Raw genomic sequence first — 17,938 nt, 5'->3', positions numbered from 1 at the left:
GTCGAGAGATGGATTGGGTAAATATCGCTTTCTGGGTGTTCGCCATCGCGGCAACGGTTTCGGCCGGTGCGGTGATCAGCGTGCGCAACCCGGTTCACGCCGTGCTCTGCCTGGTGCTGACCTTCTTCTCCATCGCCTGCGTGTGGCTGCTGGTGGGCGCCGAGTTCCTCGGTGTGGCGCTGGTGCTGGTCTACGTCGGTGCGGTGATGGTGCTGTTCCTGTTCGTGGTGATGATGCTGGACATCGACCCCACCAAGCTGCGTGAGGGCTGGGTGCGCTACCTGCCGGTCGGCCTGATTGTCGCGGTCGCGATGCTGGCGCAGATGCTGATCCTGATCGGGGTCAAGGCGCGTTCGGTCACGCCGTTCCCGGCCGACAACGCCGCTGCGGTCGCCGCCGACAGCTCCAACATCACCTGGCTGGCACGCACGCTGTTCACCGAGTACCTGCTGCCGTTCGAGTTCGCCGCTGTCATCCTGACCGTGGCCGTGGTTGCCGCCGTGATGCTGACCCTGCGTCGCCGTACCGGCGTGAAGAGCCAGAACCCGGGCCAGCAGACCATGGTCAAGGCCGGCCAGCGCCTGCGCATGGTCAAGATGGGTGCCGAAGCACCGGTCGTGCACAGCAACAGCAAGCCGGTCGCCGGCGAGGAGACCCAGCCGTGATCACCCTTGGCCATATCCTCGCGCTGGGCGCGGTGCTGTTCGCCATCAGCCTGGCCGGTATCTTCCTCAACCGGAAGAACGTCATCGTCCTGCTGATGTCGATCGAGCTGATGCTGCTGTCGGTGAACATCAACTTCGTCGGCTTCTCGCGTCAGCTGGGCGATCCGTCCGGCCAGCTGTTCGTGTTCTTCATCCTGACCGTCGCCGCCGCGGAAGCCGCCATCGGCCTGGCGATCCTGGTGACCCTGTTCCGTACACGCCGCACGATCAATGTCGGCGAAGTCGATTCGTTGAAGGGCTGATCCACAGATGGAAATCACTCTCTCCAAGAGTCTGTTGATCGCAGTGGTGCTCGCACCGCTGTTCGGCAGCATCATCGCCGGCCTGTTCGGTCGCCAGGTCAAGCGCTTTGGCGCGCAGACCATCACCATCCTCGGCGTCGCGGTGGCCTGCGGCCTGTCGATGTATACGCTCTACCAGCTGCTGTGGGGTGGGGCGCAGCCGTTCAACCAGAACATCTACACGTTCTTCGAAGTCGGCCAGTACTCGGCCCACGTCGGCTTCATGGTCGACAAGCTGACCGCGATGATGATGGTGGTGGTGACCTTCGTGTCGCTGCTGGTCCACATCTACACGATCGGCTACATGCAGGACGATCCGGGCTACCAGCGGTTCTTCAGCTACATCTCGCTGTTCACCTTCTCGATGCTCACCCTGGTGATGAGCAACAACTTCCTGCAGCTGTTCTTCGGCTGGGAAGCGGTGGGCCTGGTGTCGTACCTGCTGATCGGCTTCTGGTTCAAGCGCCCGACCGCGATCTTCGCCAACATGAAGGCGTTCCTGGTCAATCGCGTCGGTGACTTCGGCTTCCTGCTGGGCATCGCCGGCGTGCTGTGGGTGTTCGGCACCCTGGACTACTCGCAGGTGTTCTCGCAGGCCGGCATGCTGGCCGACCCGCGCGCCCAGCTGCAGATCTGGGACGGCACGCTGCTGGGCATGCAGCTGCTGAACGAGCCGGTGATCTGGTCGATCGCCACCGTCATCTGCATCTGCCTGTTCATCGGTGCCATGGGCAAGTCGGCCCAGGTCCCGCTGCACGTGTGGCTGCCGGACTCGATGGAAGGCCCGACCCCGATCTCGGCACTGATCCACGCCGCGACGATGGTGACCGCCGGTATCTTCATGGTCACCCGCATGTCGCCGCTGTTCGAGCTGTCGCAGACCGCGCTGAACTTCGTGCTGTTCATCGGCGCCACCACCGCGTTCTTCACTGGCCTGATCGGCATCGTGCAGAACGACATCAAGCGCGTGGTCGCGTACTCGACCCTGTCGCAGCTGGGCTACATGACGGTTGCACTGGGCGTGTCGGCCTATTCGGCTGCCGTGTTCCACCTGATGACCCACGCCTTCTTCAAGGCCCTGCTGTTCCTGGGCGCCGGCTCGGTCATCATCGCGATGCACCACGAGCAGGACATGCGCAAGATGGGCGGCCTGCGCAAGTACATGCCGATCACCTTCATCACCATGTGGATCGGTACCCTGGCGCTGGTCGGCACGCCGTTCTTCTCCGGCTTCTACTCGAAGGACACCATCATCGAGGCGGCCGAGCTGCACGCGCACCTGTCCAACAGCTGGGTGGCCACCTATGGCTACTGGGCGGTGCTGGGTGGCGTGATCGTCACCAGCTTCTACAGCTTCCGCCTGCTGTTCCTGACCTTCCACGGCAAGGAGCGTTTCCGCGACGCGCATGACGATCACGGCCACGGCCATGACGATCACCACGCCGCCGACGCCCACCACGGCGATGCACACCATGGTGATGGCCACGACGACCACGGCCATGGCCACGGTCCGCACGAGCCGCACGAAACCCCGTGGGTGGTGACCCTGCCGCTGATCCTGCTGGCCATCCCGTCGATCGCCATCGGTTTCTTCAGCATCGGCCCGATGCTGTACGGCACCGACTGGGCCGGCAACCACGCGCACGATGCCATCAAGGGCCAGGCGCACACGTTCTTCACCGGCATCGTCGACTTCTACGATCCGGCTAAGAACACCATCGGCTTCCTGGGTGAGGAGTTCCATGGCCCGGTCGCCTTCGCGCTGCATGGCATGATGGCTCCGGCGTTCATGCTGACCGTTGCGGGCTTCCTGCTGGCCGCACTGTTCTACCTGTGGAAGCCGGACCTGTCGGGCAAGGCCCGCAAGACCTTTGCTCCGCTGGTGTCGGTGCTTGAAAACAAGTACGGCTTCGACAAGCTGTGGATCGATGGCTTTGCCGGTGGCAGCGTCAAGCTGGGCAAGGTCTCGCGCTGGATCGACAGCAACATCGTCGACGGCGTGGTCAATCTCTCGGCACGTGTTGTGGACGTCGCAGCCGGCGTGCTGCGTCGTACCCAATCCGGTTTCCTCTATCACTACGCCTTCGCGATGATCATCGGCCTGATTGCCCTGCTGGGCGTGCTGATGCATTACCTGCGTTGATGACCTGTACGGAATAAGAAGACGTGTCGAACTGGCCTCTACTCAGTGTCCTCATCTGGCTGCCGATCATCGGTGGTGCCCTGATCCTTGCGATCCGTGATGCGCAGACCGCCCGCTGGGCGTCGCTGGGCGTAGCGGTGCTGACCTTCGTGGCGAGCCTCTCGCTGCTGAGCGGCTACAACGCAGGCGTCGATGGTCTGCAGTTCGTCGAGACCCATGCCTGGATCCCGGCGTACAAGATCGGCTACAACCTGGGCGTGGACGGCATTGCCGTGGCGCTGATCCTGCTGACCACCCTGGTCAGCGTGCTTGCCCTGATCGGCGCCTGGAGCGCCATCGACAAGCGCGTGAACCAGTACGTGGCGGCCTTCCTGATCCTGGAAGGTGTCACCGTCGGCATCTTCGCCGCGACGGACGCAATGCTGTTCTACGTGTTCTTCGAAGCGATGCTGATCCCGATGTTCCTGATCATCGGTGTCTGGGGCGGTCCGCGCCGCATCTACGCCGCGCTGAAGTTCTTCCTGTACACCTTCCTCGGCTCGGTGCTGATGCTGGTGGCGCTGATCTACCTGTACATGAAGGGCGGCAGCTTCCAGCTGGCCGACCTGTACGCGCTGCCGCTGTCGGCCAAGGAGCAGACCTGGATCTTCTTCGCCTTCCTGATCGCCTTCGCGGTCAAGGTGCCGATGTTCCCGGTCCACACCTGGCTGCCGGACGCCCACGTGGAAGCGCCGACCGCCGGTTCGGTGATCCTGGCCGCGATCGCCCTGAAGATCGGTGGCTACGGCTTCCTGCGCTTCAACCTGCCGATCGTCCCGGACGCGTCGCAGGAATGGGCCTGGCTGGTGATCGCGCTGTCGCTGATCGCCGTGATCTACGTCGGCCTGGTCGCCCTGGTGCAGGACGACATGAAGAAGCTGATCGCCTATTCGTCGATCGCGCACATGGGCTTTGTCACCCTGGGCACCTTCATCGCCCTGTGGCTGGTGCGCGAAGCCGGCAACGCCGATGCCGCTCGCCTGGGCCTGCAGGGCGCCATGGTGCAGATGATCTCGCACGGCTTCGTGTCCGGCGCGATGTTCTCCTGCGTCGGCGTGCTGTACGACCGCATGCACAGCCGCCGCATCGCCGATTACGGCGGCGTGGTCAACGTGATGCCGTGGTTCGCCACCTTCGCGATGCTGTTCTTCATGGCCAACGCGGGCCTGCCGGGTACCAGCGGTTTCGTTGGCGAGTTCATGGTCATCCTCTCGGCCTTCCAGCGTAATCCGTGGATCGCCCTGGGCGCGGCCACCACCCTGATCATCGGCGCCGCCTACACCCTGTGGCTGTACAAGCGCATCTTCTTCGGTGAAGTGGCCAACAGCCATGTTGCCGAACTGAAGGACATCAACGGCCGCGAATGGCTGGTGCTGGGCGTGTTCGCCATCGGCGTGCTGGCCCTGGGCATCTACCCCAAGCCGCTGACCGACCTGATGGAGCCCTCGATCGCGAAGCTGGCGATGCAGATCGCATCCAGCAAGCTGCTGTAATTCCAGGATTTGATGATGACCACCTCGCCGCTGCTGCCATTGACCGCCGCTGACCTGCCACCGCTCGCTCCCGAGCTGGTGCTGATCGGCAGCGCCTTCGCCCTGATGATCCTCGACCTGTTCGTCAGCAACCGGAACAAGATCGTCACCCACCTGTTCTCGCTCGCTGCGCTGGCCGTGGTGCTGTTCATGCTGGCCACCGGCGTGGGCGGGCAGGGCGAGGTCTTCCATGGCATGTTCGTGCGCGATACCGCCGCGGACGTGATGAAGACCGGGATCGTGCTGCTCAGCGGCCTGACCCTGGTCTACGGCTGGCGCTACCTGCGTGATCGCGACCTGTTCCAGGGCGAGATCCCGGTGCTGATCCTGTTCGGTACCGCCGGCATGATGATCCTGGTCTCGGCCGGCAGCCTGCTGATGGTCTACCTGGGCCTGGAACTGCTGGCGCTGTGCTCCTACGCCCTGGTCGCCAGCAACCGCGAAAGCGGCCTGGCGTCGGAAGCGGCGATGAAGTACATCGTGCTGGGTTCGCTGGCCTCGGGCCTGCTGCTCTACGGCATGTCGCTGATCTACGGCGCCACCGGCAGCCTGCACCTGGATGTGATCCGCGAGGCCATCCCGCACTCGGAAGAGCGCGTGCTGCTGATCACCGGTGCGGTGTTCATGATCGCCGGCGTCGCCTTCAAGCTGGGTGCCGCGCCGTTCCACATGTGGCTGCCGGACGTGTACCAGGGTGCCCCGGCACCGATCGCACTGTTCATCAGCTCGGCGCCGAAGCTGGCCGCGTTCGGCATGGCCTACCGCCTGCTGGAAATGGGCGTGGGTCCGCTGTCGACCGAACTGCAGCTGCTGATTGCCGGCCTGGCCGCGGTATCGCTGGTCATCGGCAACCTGATGGCCATCGCGCAGAGCAACCTCAAGCGCATGCTGGCGTTCTCCACCGTCTCGCACATCGGCTTCCTGCTGATGGGCATCGCCGGTGGCGGTTCGCAGGGCTACGCCGCCGCGCTGTTCTACGCACTGGCCTACGCGATCATGTCCACCGCCGCCTTCGGCGCGATCATCGCGCTGTCGCGTGCCGGCTTTGAAGCCGAGAACATCGAGGACTTCAAGGGCCTGAACGCCCGCAACCCGTGGATGGCCGGCCTGGTGCTGTGCATCATGGCGTCGCTGGCCGGCATCCCGCCGTTCCTGGGCTTCTGGACCAAGCTGGCGGTGCTGGGCGCGGCCGTCAACGGCGGCCTGCTGTGGCTGGCCATCCTCGGCGTGCTGTGCGCCGTGGTCGGCTGCTTCTACTACCTGCGCGTCATCAAGGTCATGTACTTCGATGAGCCGGTGGGCGAGGCCATGCCGCGCAGCAACGACCGCGTGCTGGGCGTGGTGCTGGGCGTGAATGCCCTGGCGCTGCTCGCGCTGGGCCTGGCCTGGAACCCGATCATGGTCTGGTGCCAGCAGGCATTTGCGCATCTTGCATGAAAGTTGACACAAAGCTGCGCGATTCGTGTAATATGCGCAGCCTGAGTTGTCACTGCAGCGGTTCAGCCAGAACATCGTTGCGGTAGCCCTCCTCGAAAGAGCAGGGCAGCAGTTCAAACACTTCCGGTGCGGGGTGGAGCAGTCTGGCAGCTCGTCGGGCTCATAACCCGAAGGTCGCAGGTTCAAATCCTGCCCCCGCTACCAACGTCGGATCGGCGCCAACCGTTTCGATGAATGAGGGAAAGCTTGCATTTGTCGCAGCAATGCCTCATGATTCCGCTTCTGATGCGGGGTGGAGCAGTCTGGCAGCTCGTCGGGCTCATAACCCGAAGGTCGCAGGTTCAAATCCTGCCCCCGCTACCAAGTAAAGAGATCGCCTTCGAAGTCCTGCTTCGAGGGCGTTTTTCTTTGGGGTCTGCGTTGTTTCTGTGTGATCGGGGTCAGATCCCTTATCCACGGGAAAAGGGATCTGACCCGGGTCCGCACCTTGCACCAGTGCGGTGCAGTCGCTATCATCAGCGGCCTAGCAGTACCCCTGAAGGCGGCCTCCCAGCGGGAGTCCGGACCCGGAAGGAGAGCCGCAACCGGCAGGCAATGCAGGTTGCAACCGGAATCCAGTCACCGGAGTCTTTCCGGAAAAGGGGCCCAACGGGCCCTTTGTCGTTTCCGGGGCGTCACGTTTCCACGCCGGCCAAGGCCGGCACCCAACCATAGAGATCAAGGCAGGCTGTGAGCGACAAGGCAACCGACATCGCGAATCTGCTCGCCCCGACCGTTGTGTCGCTGGGCCTGGAGCTGCTGGGCGTTGAGTATCTGCCGGCCCCCGGCGGTGCGACCCTGCGCCTTTACATCGACGTGCCGCTGGCTGAACAGCCCGAGCGCATCATCAATGTCGACGACTGCGAGCGGGTCAGCCGCGAAGTGTCGGCGCAGCTGGACGTCGAGGACCCGATCAGCGGCAATTACACGCTGGAAGTGTCCTCGCCGGGCGTCGACCGTCCGCTGTTCAGCCTGGAGCAGTTCGGCCGTCACCTCGGCGAATCGGCCAAGGTCACGCTGAAGCTGCCGCAGGACAACCGTCGTCGCCTGCAGGGTCGTATCGAGGCGACCGACGAGGCGGCGGGGACCATCACTTTCATCGTCGACAAGGCCGAAGTGGTCGTGTCGGCCGACAACATCGACAAGGCACGGATCATGCCCGACTGGGTGGCGCTGGGGCTGGCCCCGAGCAAGCCGACCGGTCCGGCACCGAAGCGTCCGAAGCCGAACACGAATTCTTCTTCCAACGAGCCGGCGGCAAAGAAGCCGCGCGCGGAGTGAGCCAATGAGCAAGGAACTGTTGCTGGTAGTCGACGCAGTCGCCAACGAGAAGGGCGTGCCGCGTGAAGTGATCTTCGATGCCATCGAGGCCGCCCTGGCCTCGGCAGCGAAGAAGCGCTATCCCGACGAGGAAGTGCTGACCCGCGTGGTCATCGACCACAAGGACGGCAGCTACGAAACCTTCCGCCGCTGGGAAGTGGTGGCCGATGACGTGGTCATGGAATCGCCGGACCGCCAGATTCGCCTGATGGATGCCGTCGATGAAGCCGAAGGCGTCGAGGTCGGCGACTACATCGAAGAGCAGATCGAGAACCCGGATTTCGGCCGCATCGCTGCCCAGGCCGCCAAGCAGGTCATCGTCCAGCGCGTGCGCGAAGCCGAGCGCCAGCAGGTCGTGGATGCGTGGAAGGATCGCGTGGGTGAGCTGATCACCGGCGTGGTCAAGCGCGCCGAGCGCGGCAACATCTATGTCGACCTCGGTGGCAACGCCGAAGGCTTCATCCCGAAGGACAAGGGCATCCCGCGCGACGTGCTGCGCGCCGGTGACCGCGTGCGCGGCTACCTGGCCGAAGTGCGCTCGGAGCCGCGTGGCCCGCAGCTGTTCATCAGCCGTGCCGCCCCGGAATTCATGATCGAGCTGTTCAAGCTGGAAGTGCCGGAAGTCGGCCAGGGCCTGGTGGAAATCAAGGCCTGTGCACGTGACCCGGGCGACCGCGCCAAGATCGCCGTGCTTGCCCACGACCAGCGCACCGATCCGATCGGCGCCTGCATCGGCATGCGCGGTTCGCGCGTGCAGGCCGTGTCCAACGAGCTCAATGGCGAGCGCGTGGACATCGTGCTGTGGAACGACAACCCGGCCAACTTCGTCATCAACGCGATGGCGCCGGCCGAAGTGCAGTCGATCATCGTCGATGAAGACAAGCACTCGATGGACCTGGCCGTTGCCGAAGACCGCCTGGCCCAGGCGATCGGCAAGGGCGGCCAGAACGTGCGCCTGGCCAGCCGCCTGACCGGCTGGCAGCTCAACGTGATGACCCAGGACCAGGTCACCGCCAAGTCGGAAGCCGAGCAGGCTGCGGCCCGCCAGCTGTTCATGGACAAGCTGGAAGTGGACGAGGAAATCGCCGGCATCCTGGTCAGCGAAGGCTTCGGCACCGTCGAGGAAATCGCATATGTCCCGGTCGGCGAACTGCTGGCCGTGGAAGGTTTCGACGAGGACATCGTCGAAGAGCTGCGCGCTCGTGCCCGCGATGCGCTGCTCAATGAGGCCCTGGCAGTCGAGGAAGGCCTTGAAGACGGCCAGCCGGCGCAGGACCTGCTGTCCCTGAAGGGCATGGACGAAGCCACCGCATACGCGCTGGCCGGCCACGGCGTGCGTACCAGCGAGGATCTGTCCGACCTGGCCGCCGACGAGGTCATGGACTTCGGCATCGAAGGACTGGATCAGGCGCGCGCCGCTGCGCTGATCCTGGCCGCCCGTGCCGAGGAGATCGCCCGACTGGAACGCGGCGAATGAGCCGGCAATGAACAGGGCCCTGAGCCGCTCAGGGCGTAGAATCCGCGCCACCTCCACATGCGGGGGGGCGCCCACAAGATCATAGGATCCGAATGTCGCAGCAAACCACCATCCGCAAGCTTGCCGAACTGGTCAACACGCCGGTCGAAAAACTGCTGGAACAGCTGGCCGGTGCCGGCATGAAGTTCAGCGGTCCCGACCAGGTCGTGACCAGCTCCGAGAAGGTGAAGCTCCTGGGCTTCCTTCGTCGTTCGCACGGCAAGCCCGAGCAGGCCCCGGAAGAGACCGATCAGTCTGCGAAGAAGATCACGCTCAACCGCCGGAAGCAGCAGGAAGTGACGGTCAATTCCGGTCGCAGCAAGACGACCGTGAATGTCGAGGTGCGCCAGAAGCGTACCTACGTCAAGGATGGTGCTCGCGCCATGACCCCGGACGAGGAGCGCGCCGACATCCTGCGCAAGCTGGAAGAGTCGCGTGCCCGCAACCTTGCCGAACAGCAGGCCCTGGCCGAGAAGGATCGTCTGCGCGACGAAGCCATCGTCCGTGCCCGTGAGGAAGAGGCCGCCGCCAAGGAACGCGCCGAGGCCGAAAAGAAGGCCGCCGAGGAAGCTGCGGCTGCCGCCAAGGCGGCCGAGACGCTGGCTGCCAGCAAGCCCAAGCGTGCTCCGATCGACGAAACCGCGCCGCGCCCGCCGCGCACCCCGGCCGCAGCCCCGGCTGCGCCGCGTGGTGCACCGCCGCCGCCGCGCAACGACGATCGCAACAACCGCAGCGCGCCGCGCAACGAGCGTGGCCCGGGTGACCGTTTCGCCGGCCAGATGCACCTGTCGGCAGCCGACCGTGCGCGTCGTGGCAACAGCAACAACAGCAACACCCGGGGTCGTCCGGGCGGTCGCAACCAGGCCGGTGGCCGTCGCGACATGTCGCGCGGTGGCAACAATGCCGGCCCGCACGCCTTCGAGCGTCCGACCGCACCGGTGGTGCGTGAAGTGGCGATCGGCGACACCATCACCGTGGCCGACCTGGCGCAGAAGCTGGCGCTGAAGGGCGGCGAGGTGGTCAAGGCGCTGTTCAAGATGGGCGTGATGGCGACCATCACCCAGTCCATCGACCACGACACCGCCGCGCTGGTGACCGAAGAACTCGGCCACAAGGCGATCCGCGCCAACGACAACGACGCCGAAGACGCACTGCTGGCCTCGACCGGTGAAAACCAGGGCGAAGCCACCCAGCGTCCGCCGGTGGTCACCATCATGGGCCACGTCGACCACGGCAAGACCTCGCTGCTGGATTACATCCGCCGCACCAAGGTCGCCACCGGCGAAGCGGGTGGCATCACCCAGCACATCGGCGCTTACCACGTCGATACGCCGAAGGGCGTGATCAGCTTCCTGGACACCCCGGGCCACGCCGCCTTCACCTCGATGCGTGCGCGCGGCGCTAAGCTGACCGACATCGTGGTGCTGGTCGTGGCCGCCGACGACGGCGTCATGCCGCAGACCAAGGAAGCGATCCAGCACGCCCGTTCGGCGGGTGTGCCGCTGATCGTGGCGATCAACAAGATCGACAAGTCCGACGCGGATCCGATGCGGGTCAAGAACGAACTGCTGTCCGAGCAGGTCGTGGCCGAAGACTTCGGTGGTGACACCCAGATGGTGGAGATCTCGGCCAAGACCGGCCTGGGCATCGACGACCTGCTGGACGCCATCTCGATCCAGGCCGAACTGCTGGAACTGAAGGCGGTCGATGAAGGCCGCGCCTCGGGCGTGGTGATCGAATCGTCGCTGGACAAGGGCCGCGGCCCGGTCGCGACGGTGCTGGTGCAGCAGGGCCGTCTGAAGAAGGGCGACTACCTGGTGTGCGGCATCCAGTACGGCCGCGTGCGTGCGCTGTTCGACGAAACCGGCAAGCAGCCGGAGTTCGCCGGCCCGTCCATCCCGGTGCAGGTCCTGGGCCTGTCCGGCGTGCCGGAAGCTGGTGACGACTTCGTGGTCGTCGAGGACGAGCGCCTGGCCAAGGACGTTGCCCAGCAGCGCGAGACCAAGCGCCGTGAATCGCGCCTGGTGGCCACCGCTGGCAGCCGCATGGAAGACATCATGGCGACCCTGGGCAAGGGCGAGGGCCAGCAGGTCCTCAACCTGGTCATCAAGGCCGACGTGCAGGGTTCGGTGCAGGCGCTGAGCCAGGCACTGGTCGCGCTGTCCAACGAAGACATCCGCATCAACGTGATCCACTCCGGCGTGGGTGGCATCACCGAGTCGGACGCCAACTCGGCCGCCGCTTCGAAGGCCACCGTCATCGGCTTCAACGTGCGTGCGGACGCTTCGGCCCGTCGCATCATCGAATCCAATGGTGTCGACCTGCGTTACTTCTCGATCATCTATGACGTGATCGACCAGGTGAAGCAGGTGGCCTCCGGTCTGCTGGGCGTGGAGATCCGCGAAGAGATCATCGGTATCGCCGAGGTCCGCGACGTCTTCCGCAGCTCGAAGCTGGGTGCCGTCGCCGGCTGCATGGTCATCGAGGGTGTGGTCAAGCGCAACAAGCCGATCCGCGTCCTGCGCGACAGCGTGGTGATCTTCGAGGGCGAGCTGGAATCGCTGCGTCGCTTCAAGGAGAACGTCGAGGAAGTCCGCAACGGTACCGAATGCGGTATCGCGGTGAAGGCCTACAACGACGTCAAGCCGGGTGACCAGATCGAGTGCTTCGAACGTATCGAAGTGCCGCGCACCCTGTAATGCTGCAAGGTGGCCCGGCCAACGGTCGGGCCCCACCATGTACCTGTAGCGCCCGACCGTTGGTCGGGCGACAATCGAATCAAAGGTAGTGCCCGACCGTTGGTCGGGCGACAACTGAACCAAGAGCTCCTCGTGCCCAAGACTTTCCATCGAACCGACCGTGTCTCCGCCCAGCTGCGCCGTGAACTCGGCACCCTGGTGCACAACGCCGTGCGCGAGCACGGGTTGCCCTCGGTGAGCGTGTCCGACGTGGAAATCACCCGCGACATGGCCCATGCCAAGGTGTTCGTCACCGCGCTGATGCCGGAACGTTCGGCTGAAGCCGTGGCCGGCCTGAAGGAACTGGGCTACCGCCTGCGCATGGACCTGGCCCGCGCGATGAAGCTGCGCCACGTGCCGGAGCTGCATTTCCACTACGATGACTCGGTCGACCGTGGTGAGCACATCGACAACATCCTGCGCGACCTGCCCGATACGCTGGCCGCCGAGAAGCGTCGCGAGAGCGACGAAGAATAACCGCGCGACGCCGGGCATGCCCGGCGTTGCTGCATTCCGGCTGCGCGATGTCTGATGCAGGCCGCGCTGCGGCAGCCGAGCATGGCCCGTCCCAACACTTTCCTGTCATGACCCGAATTCAGTTCCGTCGCCTGGATGGCATCCTGCTGCTCGACAAGTCGACCGGCATGAGCTCCAACGCCGCCCTGCAGGTGGCGCGCCGCCTGTTCCGCGCCGAGAAGGGCGGCCATACCGGCAGCCTCGACCCGCTGGCCACCGGCCTGCTGCCGCTGTGTTTCGGCGAGGCGACCAAGATCGCCGGCCTGCTGCTGGGTTCGGCCAAGGCCTACGACGCCGAGATCGTGCTCGGCCAGACCACCGATACCGACGATGCCGAAGGCCAGGTGCTGCTGCAGCGCCCGGTGCCGGCGATCAGTGCCCAGGCCCTGCAGGCTGCGCTGGCGCCGCTGACCGGCACCATCCGCCAGCGTGCCCCGATCTATTCGGCGCTGAAGCAGGGCGGTGAACCGCTGTATGTGAAGGCCCGCCGCGGTGACGTCATCGAAGCGCCCGAGCGCGAGGTGCAGGTACACGCCATCGAGGTGCTGGAGCAGCAGCCGGAACGGCTGCGGCTGCGCGTGACCTGTGGTTCCGGCACCTATATCCGCAGCCTGGCCCGCGACCTCGGCGAACGCCTGGGCTGTGGCGCCCACATCAGCGCGCTGCGCCGGCTCTGGGTCGAGCCGTTCCGCGAGCCTGCCATGGTCACCCTGGACCAGCTGCGGGCGATGGTCGAGGCCGGTGACGAGGCTGGCATGGACGCGTTGCTGCTGCCGCTGGCGGCCGGCCTGGCTGAATACCCGAGGGTCGACCTGGACGCCGACCAGGCCCACCGGTTCTGCGTGGGCCAGCGCCAGCGCGACCTGTCCTGGCCGCGCGGCCTGGTGGCCGTGTTCGGTCCGGACGATGCTGTCCAGGGCCTGGGCCAGGTCGACGAGAGTGGCCTGCTGGCACCGCAGCGCCGTTTCAACCTCTGACCGGGGCCTGCCGGTTCAGCCCCGGTCCTTGTCCCGGACGCCCCCGGCCGTTACAATTTCGCGGCCGTTTTCCGGCAACCTGCCTCGCGCAGGTTTCATCCTCGTAGTCCACGGCGAGCCTGGCGGTGCGCGAAGCGCGTTCCTGCCGGCCACGCATCACAGAGAAAAAAGAAATGTCGATCGACACCCAGAAGGTCATTGAAGACAACAAGCGCAGCGCGGCTGACACCGGCTCCCCGGAAGTCCAGGTTGCACTGCTGACCGCCCGCATCGAACTGCTGACCGGCCACTTCAAGACCCACAAGAAGGACCACCACAGCCGCCGCGGCCTGCTGCAGATGGTCAACCGCCGTCGCAGCCTGCTCGACTACCTGAAGAAGAAGGACGTCGAGCGCTACAAGGCCCTGATCGAGAAGCTTGGCCTGCGTCGCTAAGCAACGAATCCCCCGCGGCGCAGCGATGCGCCGCGGTTTTGTTTTGTAGTACCGCAATCCCCGATTCAGGCCGGAACGATCCGGCCACCCGCTGGCGGCAAGGGTCGCCGACGGTCCAAATTCGCAGACAGCATCCCCAAGGACACCCTCCGTGGCAAAAATCACCAAAACCTTCCAGTACGGCAAGCACACCGTCACGCTTGAGACCGGCGAAGTCGCCCGTCAGGCCAGCGGCGCCGTCATCGTCAAGATGGACGACACCGTACTGCTGGTCACCGCCGTCGCCGCCAAGAGCGCGCGCGAAGGCCAGGACTTCTTCCCGCTGACCGTCGATTATCAGGAAAAGTTCTACGCCGGTGGCCGTATCCCGGGTGGTTTCTTCAAGCGCGAAGGCCGTGCGACCGAGAAGGAAACCCTGATCTCGCGTCTGATCGACCGTCCGATCCGCCCGCTGTTCCCGGAAGACTACAAGAACGAAGTGCAGATCATCGCCACGGTGATGTCGCTGAACCCGGACGTGGACGGTGACATCCCGGCCCTGATCGGTGCTTCGGCTGCCCTGGCCCTGGCTGGTACCCCGTTCATGGGTCCGATCGGCGCGGCCAAGGTCGGTTACAAGAACGGCGAGTACATCCTGAACCCGACCGTCAGCGAACTGGCTGACTCGCAGCTGGAGCTGGTCGTCGCCGGTACCTCCAACGCCGTGCTGATGGTTGAATCCGAAGCCGCGCTGCTGTCCGAAGAAGTGATGCTGGGCGCCGTGACCTTCGGTCACCGCGAAATGCAGAAGGTCATCAACGCGATCAACGAGCTGACCGTCGAAGCCGGCACCAAGCCGTCGACCTGGGAAGCCCCGGCCAAGAACGAAGCGCTGATCTCCGCCCTGAAGGAAGCCATCGGCCCGCGCCTGGGCGAAGCCTTCCAGGTGCGTGACAAGCTGCAGCGCCGCGACGCCATCTCGGCGATCAAGAAGGACGTGTTCGAAGCCCTGGCTGGCCGCGTGGCCGCTGAAGGCTGGAACCCGGCCGAGCTGTCGAAGGAATTCGGCGAGCTGGAATACCGCACCATGCGTGACTCGGTGCTGGACACCAAGGTCCGTATCGACGGCCGTGCGCTGGACACCGTCCGCCCGATCACCGTGAAGACCGGCGTGCTGCCGCGTACCCACGGTTCCTCGCTGTTCACCCGTGGCGAAACCCAGGCCATCGTGACCATCACCCTGGGCACCGCCCGTGACGGCCAGGTCATTGACGCCGTTGCCGGTGAGTACAAGGAAAACTTCCTGTTCCACTACAACTTCCCTCCGTTCTCGGTGGGTGAGTGCGGCCGCATGATGGGCCCGAAGCGCCGCGAAATCGGCCACGGTCGCCTGGCCAAGCGCGGCGTGCTGGCTGTCATGCCGTCGCTGGAATCCTTCCCGTACACCATCCGCGTCGTCTCGGAAATCACCGAGTCGAACGGTTCCTCGTCGATGGCATCGGTCTGCGGCTCGTCGCTGGCCCTGATGGACGCCGGCGTGCCGGTGAAGGCGCCGGTGGCCGGTATCGCCATGGGCCTGGTCAAGGAAGGCGAGCGCTTCGTCGTCCTGTCCGACATTCTGGGTGACGAAGATCACCTGGGCGACATGGACTTCAAGGTGGCCGGTACCGCTGAGGGCATTTCCGCCCTGCAGATGGACATCAAGATCGAAGGCATCACCGAAGAGATCATGAAGCAGGCTCTGCAGCAGGCCAAGGCTGGTCGTCTGCACATCCTGGGCGAAATGGCCCACGGCCTGACCGCTCCGCGTGAAGAGCTGTCCGACTACGCGCCGCGCCTGCTGACCATCAAGATCCACCCGGACAAGATCCGCGAAGTGATCGGCAAGGGTGGCTCGACCATCCAGGCCATCACCAAGGAAACCGGCACCCAGATCGACATCCAGGATGACGGCACCATCGTCATCGCTTCGGTCAATGCCATCGCTGCCCAGGCCGCCAAGGCCCGCATCGAGCAGATCACCTCGGACGTCGAGCCCGGCCGCATCTACGAAGGCAAGGTCGCCAAGATCATGGACTTCGGTGCGTTCGTCACGATCCTGCCGGGCAAGGACGGTCTGGTCCACGTGTCGCAGATCTCCAGCGATCGCGTCGAGAAGGTCGGCGACGTGCTGAAGGAAGGCGATGTGGTCAAGGTCAAGGTGCTGGAAGTCGACAAGCAGGGCCGTATCCGCCTGTCGATGAAGGCCGTGGAAGAAGGCGACGCCGTCAGCGCCGAGTAATCGGTACTGCTGATTGTGCGGTGGGTGAGGACCGTCGGTCCTCACGCTTTCGCAAATGAAAAAGCGGGCTTCGGCCCGCTTTTTCTTTGCCTTGATGTCATGCAGTGCCGCTCATCCAGGTCGCTGCATGTCCTGCTGCAGTGCGTGAGCGCCGCCACGTGGCCATCGTTCTGTCACGGTTGCGCGGATCACGCCTGTCCACGGGACGACATGCCGCGACAACCGTCCCGCAGCCACATCGGTTTGCTAACGTGGCGGCGCCTTCGAACCGGGAGATCCCATGTTCCGCCAGACCGTGGCCGTCCTTGCCGTGCTGATTGCCGGTGCCGTGCCCATCGCTGCGCGCGCTGCGCCGGCGCCGCCGCCGATCTTCGGTGCCTACTACCCCGGCGGCTCGGCCGAGCGCTATCCGGTGTCGAGCATTCCCGCCGAGCGCCTGACCCATCTGTTCTATGCGTTCTCCACCATCGAGGACGGCCGCTGCGCGGTCGGCGCGGAAGCGCCGAAGAACTTCGCCGCGCTGGCCGAGCTCAAAAAGGCGCATCCGCACCTGCGCACGCTGATTTCGATCGGTGGCTGGGGTGCGGGTGGGTTCTCCGATGCAGCGTTGACCGAGGCCAGCCGCAAGCGCCTGGTGGACTCATGCATGGCACTGTTCTTCGATCACCATGCCGGCAGCTTCGATGGTGTGGATATCGACTGGGAGTTCCCGGTCAGTGGCGGGCCGAAGGAGCTGGCGCATCGCCCGCAGGATCGCGCCAACCTGACCAGGCTCGCGCAGGCGTTCCGCGTGGCACTCGACGCGCACGGGCGCAAGGTGGGGCAGCCAATGCTGCTGACCGCCGCGCTGGCCGCCGGTCGCCTGCAGACCGATGGCCCCTATGATCCGGCGGCGAGCTACGACCTGCCGGCGCTGGCCAAGGTGTTCGATTTCATCAACCTGATGAGCTATGACATGGGCACCGGCTTCTCATCGGTGTCGACCTTCAATGCGCCCCTGCATGAAGTGCAGGCCGATCCGCTGGCGCCGGAGCTGCGGCGCTGGAACAACGTGGCCGGCGCGGTGCAGTACTACCGCGAGCACGGTGTGCCGGCCGACAAGCTGGTGCTGGGCGTGCCGTTCTATGGGCGCGGCTTCAAGGTCACCGGCGATGCGCCGGATGGCCTGTATCAGCCCTACAGCGCACCGGCCGACGCCGGCGACTGGCGGGTGATCAAGGCGCGCTATCTCGACCAGCCGGGTTGGGTGAAGCACTGGCAGCCGCAGGCGCAGAGCCCGTGGCTGTACAACGCCGTGCAGAAGATCTTCATCAGCTATGAAGACCCGCGCTCGATCGGCCTGCGTGCCCGGTTCGCCCGTGAGCAGGGCCTGGCCGGGGTGTTCATGTGGGAGCTGACCGGCGACGACGAGCAGGCCAGCCTGCTCAACGCGATGCTCGGCCCGTGGCAGAAGGCGCGCATCGGCGATTGAGTCACTGGTGGCGCCGGGCCATGCCCGGCGCCAGGCGGCAACGCCATCGGCCCGTCACCGCACATTGCGACGACGCCGGCGGCGCTACGCTTTGGGCATGATCCATCTCGAACGCCTGGACCATCTGGTCCTCACCGTCGCCGACATCGAACGCAGCTGTGACTTCTACCAGCGCGTGCTCGGCATGCAGGTCGTGCGCTTCGGCGCTGGCCGTACCGCGCTGCAGTTCGGCCAGCAGAAGATCAACCTGCATCCGGCCAGCGCGCCACTGCAGCCGCATGCGCTGCGACCCACGCCGGGCAGTGCCGATCTGTGCCTGGTCACGCATACGGCAATGGTCGATGTGCTGGCGCACCTGCAGGCGCAGGCCATCGCGGTGGAGGAGGGGCCGGCCACACGTACCGGTGCGCTGGGACCGATCGAATCGGTGTACTTCCGCGACCCGGATGGCAACCTGATCGAAGTGAGTCGTTACCCGGGCGAAGAACACCCGCAGCGGTAGCGCCGGGC

At 65.2% G+C, this 17,938-nt stretch carries 14 protein-coding genes and 2 tRNA genes; all 16 read left to right on the top strand.

Annotation, left to right across the window (positions count from 1 at the left end; all coding sequences use genetic code 11):
* The first annotated feature begins 8 nt into the window (after nucleotides 1–8).
* A complete protein-coding gene (locus ACT6SE_RS14610) occupies nucleotides 9–665 on the top strand; it encodes an NADH-quinone oxidoreductase subunit J (protein WP_014647864.1) in 657 nt (218 codons plus the stop codon).
* Nucleotides 662–967: an NADH-quinone oxidoreductase subunit NuoK gene (nuoK, locus tag ACT6SE_RS14605; RefSeq protein ID WP_005417921.1), complete on the top strand. Its 306-nt coding sequence runs from the start codon at nucleotides 662–664 to the stop codon at nucleotides 965–967. Before ACT6SE_RS14610 ends, nuoK begins: the two co-directional genes overlap by 4 nt.
* A 7-nt stretch (nucleotides 968–974) precedes the next feature.
* Entirely contained in the window at nucleotides 975–3,149 is a 2,175-nt protein-coding gene (gene nuoL / locus ACT6SE_RS14600) for an NADH-quinone oxidoreductase subunit L (protein WP_046431809.1), read from the top strand.
* A 23-nt stretch (nucleotides 3,150–3,172) separates the two neighbouring features.
* Complete coding sequence (locus ACT6SE_RS14595) at nucleotides 3,173–4,681, top strand: NADH-quinone oxidoreductase subunit M (protein WP_019660580.1); 1,509 nt, start codon at nucleotides 3,173–3,175, stop codon at nucleotides 4,679–4,681.
* A gap of 15 nt (nucleotides 4,682–4,696) precedes the next feature.
* Nucleotides 4,697–6,157: an NADH-quinone oxidoreductase subunit NuoN gene (nuoN, locus tag ACT6SE_RS14590; RefSeq protein ID WP_032957446.1), complete on the top strand. Its 1,461-nt coding sequence runs from the start codon at nucleotides 4,697–4,699 to the stop codon at nucleotides 6,155–6,157.
* A 127-nt stretch (nucleotides 6,158–6,284) separates the two neighbouring features.
* A tRNA-Met gene (locus ACT6SE_RS14585) sits at nucleotides 6,285–6,361 on the top strand.
* 82 nt (nucleotides 6,362–6,443) lie between these two features.
* Nucleotides 6,444–6,520: transfer RNA gene (locus ACT6SE_RS14580), tRNA-Met, on the top strand.
* A gap of 366 nt (nucleotides 6,521–6,886) precedes the next feature.
* Nucleotides 6,887–7,477 carry a ribosome maturation factor RimP gene (gene rimP, locus ACT6SE_RS14575; RefSeq protein ID WP_014647860.1) on the top strand — a complete coding sequence of 197 codons (591 nt, stop codon included), beginning with the start codon at nucleotides 6,887–6,889 and terminating at the stop codon, nucleotides 7,475–7,477.
* A 4-nt stretch (nucleotides 7,478–7,481) separates the two neighbouring features.
* Nucleotides 7,482–8,993: a transcription termination factor NusA gene (gene nusA, locus ACT6SE_RS14570; protein WP_014647859.1), complete on the top strand. Its 1,512-nt coding sequence runs from the start codon at nucleotides 7,482–7,484 to the stop codon at nucleotides 8,991–8,993.
* A gap of 92 nt (nucleotides 8,994–9,085) precedes the next feature.
* On the top strand, nucleotides 9,086–11,731 hold the full coding sequence (gene infB / locus ACT6SE_RS14565; RefSeq protein WP_014647858.1) for a translation initiation factor IF-2: 2,646 nt from the start codon (nucleotides 9,086–9,088) through the stop codon (nucleotides 11,729–11,731).
* 132 nt (nucleotides 11,732–11,863) lie between these two features.
* Nucleotides 11,864–12,247: a 30S ribosome-binding factor RbfA gene (rbfA, locus tag ACT6SE_RS14560; RefSeq protein ID WP_005410447.1), complete on the top strand. Its 384-nt coding sequence runs from the start codon at nucleotides 11,864–11,866 to the stop codon at nucleotides 12,245–12,247.
* Between the two features lie 107 nt (nucleotides 12,248–12,354).
* Nucleotides 12,355–13,263, top strand: a complete 909-nt coding sequence (gene truB / locus ACT6SE_RS14555) for a tRNA pseudouridine(55) synthase TruB (protein ID WP_014647857.1) — start codon at nucleotides 12,355–12,357, stop codon at nucleotides 13,261–13,263.
* A 173-nt stretch (nucleotides 13,264–13,436) separates the two neighbouring features.
* On the top strand, nucleotides 13,437–13,697 hold the full coding sequence (gene rpsO / locus ACT6SE_RS14550; RefSeq protein WP_005417886.1) for a 30S ribosomal protein S15: 261 nt from the start codon (nucleotides 13,437–13,439) through the stop codon (nucleotides 13,695–13,697).
* A gap of 151 nt (nucleotides 13,698–13,848) precedes the next feature.
* Nucleotides 13,849–15,957: a polyribonucleotide nucleotidyltransferase gene (pnp, locus tag ACT6SE_RS14545; protein ID WP_046431803.1), complete on the top strand. Its 2,109-nt coding sequence runs from the start codon at nucleotides 13,849–13,851 to the stop codon at nucleotides 15,955–15,957.
* Between the two features lie 280 nt (nucleotides 15,958–16,237).
* Nucleotides 16,238–17,428 carry a glycoside hydrolase family 18 protein gene (locus ACT6SE_RS14540; RefSeq protein WP_046431800.1) on the top strand — a complete coding sequence of 397 codons (1,191 nt, stop codon included), beginning with the start codon at nucleotides 16,238–16,240 and terminating at the stop codon, nucleotides 17,426–17,428.
* Nucleotides 17,429–17,525: 97 nt separating this feature from the next.
* A complete protein-coding gene (locus tag ACT6SE_RS14535; protein WP_041863657.1) occupies nucleotides 17,526–17,930 on the top strand; it encodes a VOC family protein in 405 nt (134 codons plus the stop codon).
* Nucleotides 17,931–17,938: the final 8 nt, after the last annotated feature.

Origin of the sequence: Stenotrophomonas sp. LC732, from assembly GCF_052446685.1 — a bacterium.
Lineage (GTDB): Bacteria > Pseudomonadota > Gammaproteobacteria > Xanthomonadales > Xanthomonadaceae > Stenotrophomonas > Stenotrophomonas muris.
The sequence above is the reverse complement of the archived record's forward strand: the minus strand, read 5'-3'. Positions and strand labels throughout refer to the sequence as shown.

Coding starts and splice junctions, on each gene's coding strand:
- rpsO (WP_005417886.1), top strand. CDS start 13,437: ATGTCGATCGACACCCAGAAGGTCATTGAAGACAACAAGCGCAGCGCG.
- nuoN (WP_032957446.1), top strand. CDS start 4,697: ATGACCACCTCGCCGCTGCTGCCATTGACCGCCGCTGACCTGCCACCG.
- infB (WP_014647858.1), top strand. CDS start 9,086: ATGTCGCAGCAAACCACCATCCGCAAGCTTGCCGAACTGGTCAACACG.
- ACT6SE_RS14610 (WP_014647864.1), top strand. CDS start 9: ATGGATTGGGTAAATATCGCTTTCTGGGTGTTCGCCATCGCGGCAACG.
- truB (WP_014647857.1), top strand. CDS start 12,355: ATGACCCGAATTCAGTTCCGTCGCCTGGATGGCATCCTGCTGCTCGAC.
- nuoL (WP_046431809.1), top strand. CDS start 975: ATGGAAATCACTCTCTCCAAGAGTCTGTTGATCGCAGTGGTGCTCGCA.
- ACT6SE_RS14535 (WP_041863657.1), top strand. CDS start 17,526: ATGATCCATCTCGAACGCCTGGACCATCTGGTCCTCACCGTCGCCGAC.
- nusA (WP_014647859.1), top strand. CDS start 7,482: ATGAGCAAGGAACTGTTGCTGGTAGTCGACGCAGTCGCCAACGAGAAG.
- ACT6SE_RS14540 (WP_046431800.1), top strand. CDS start 16,238: ATGTTCCGCCAGACCGTGGCCGTCCTTGCCGTGCTGATTGCCGGTGCC.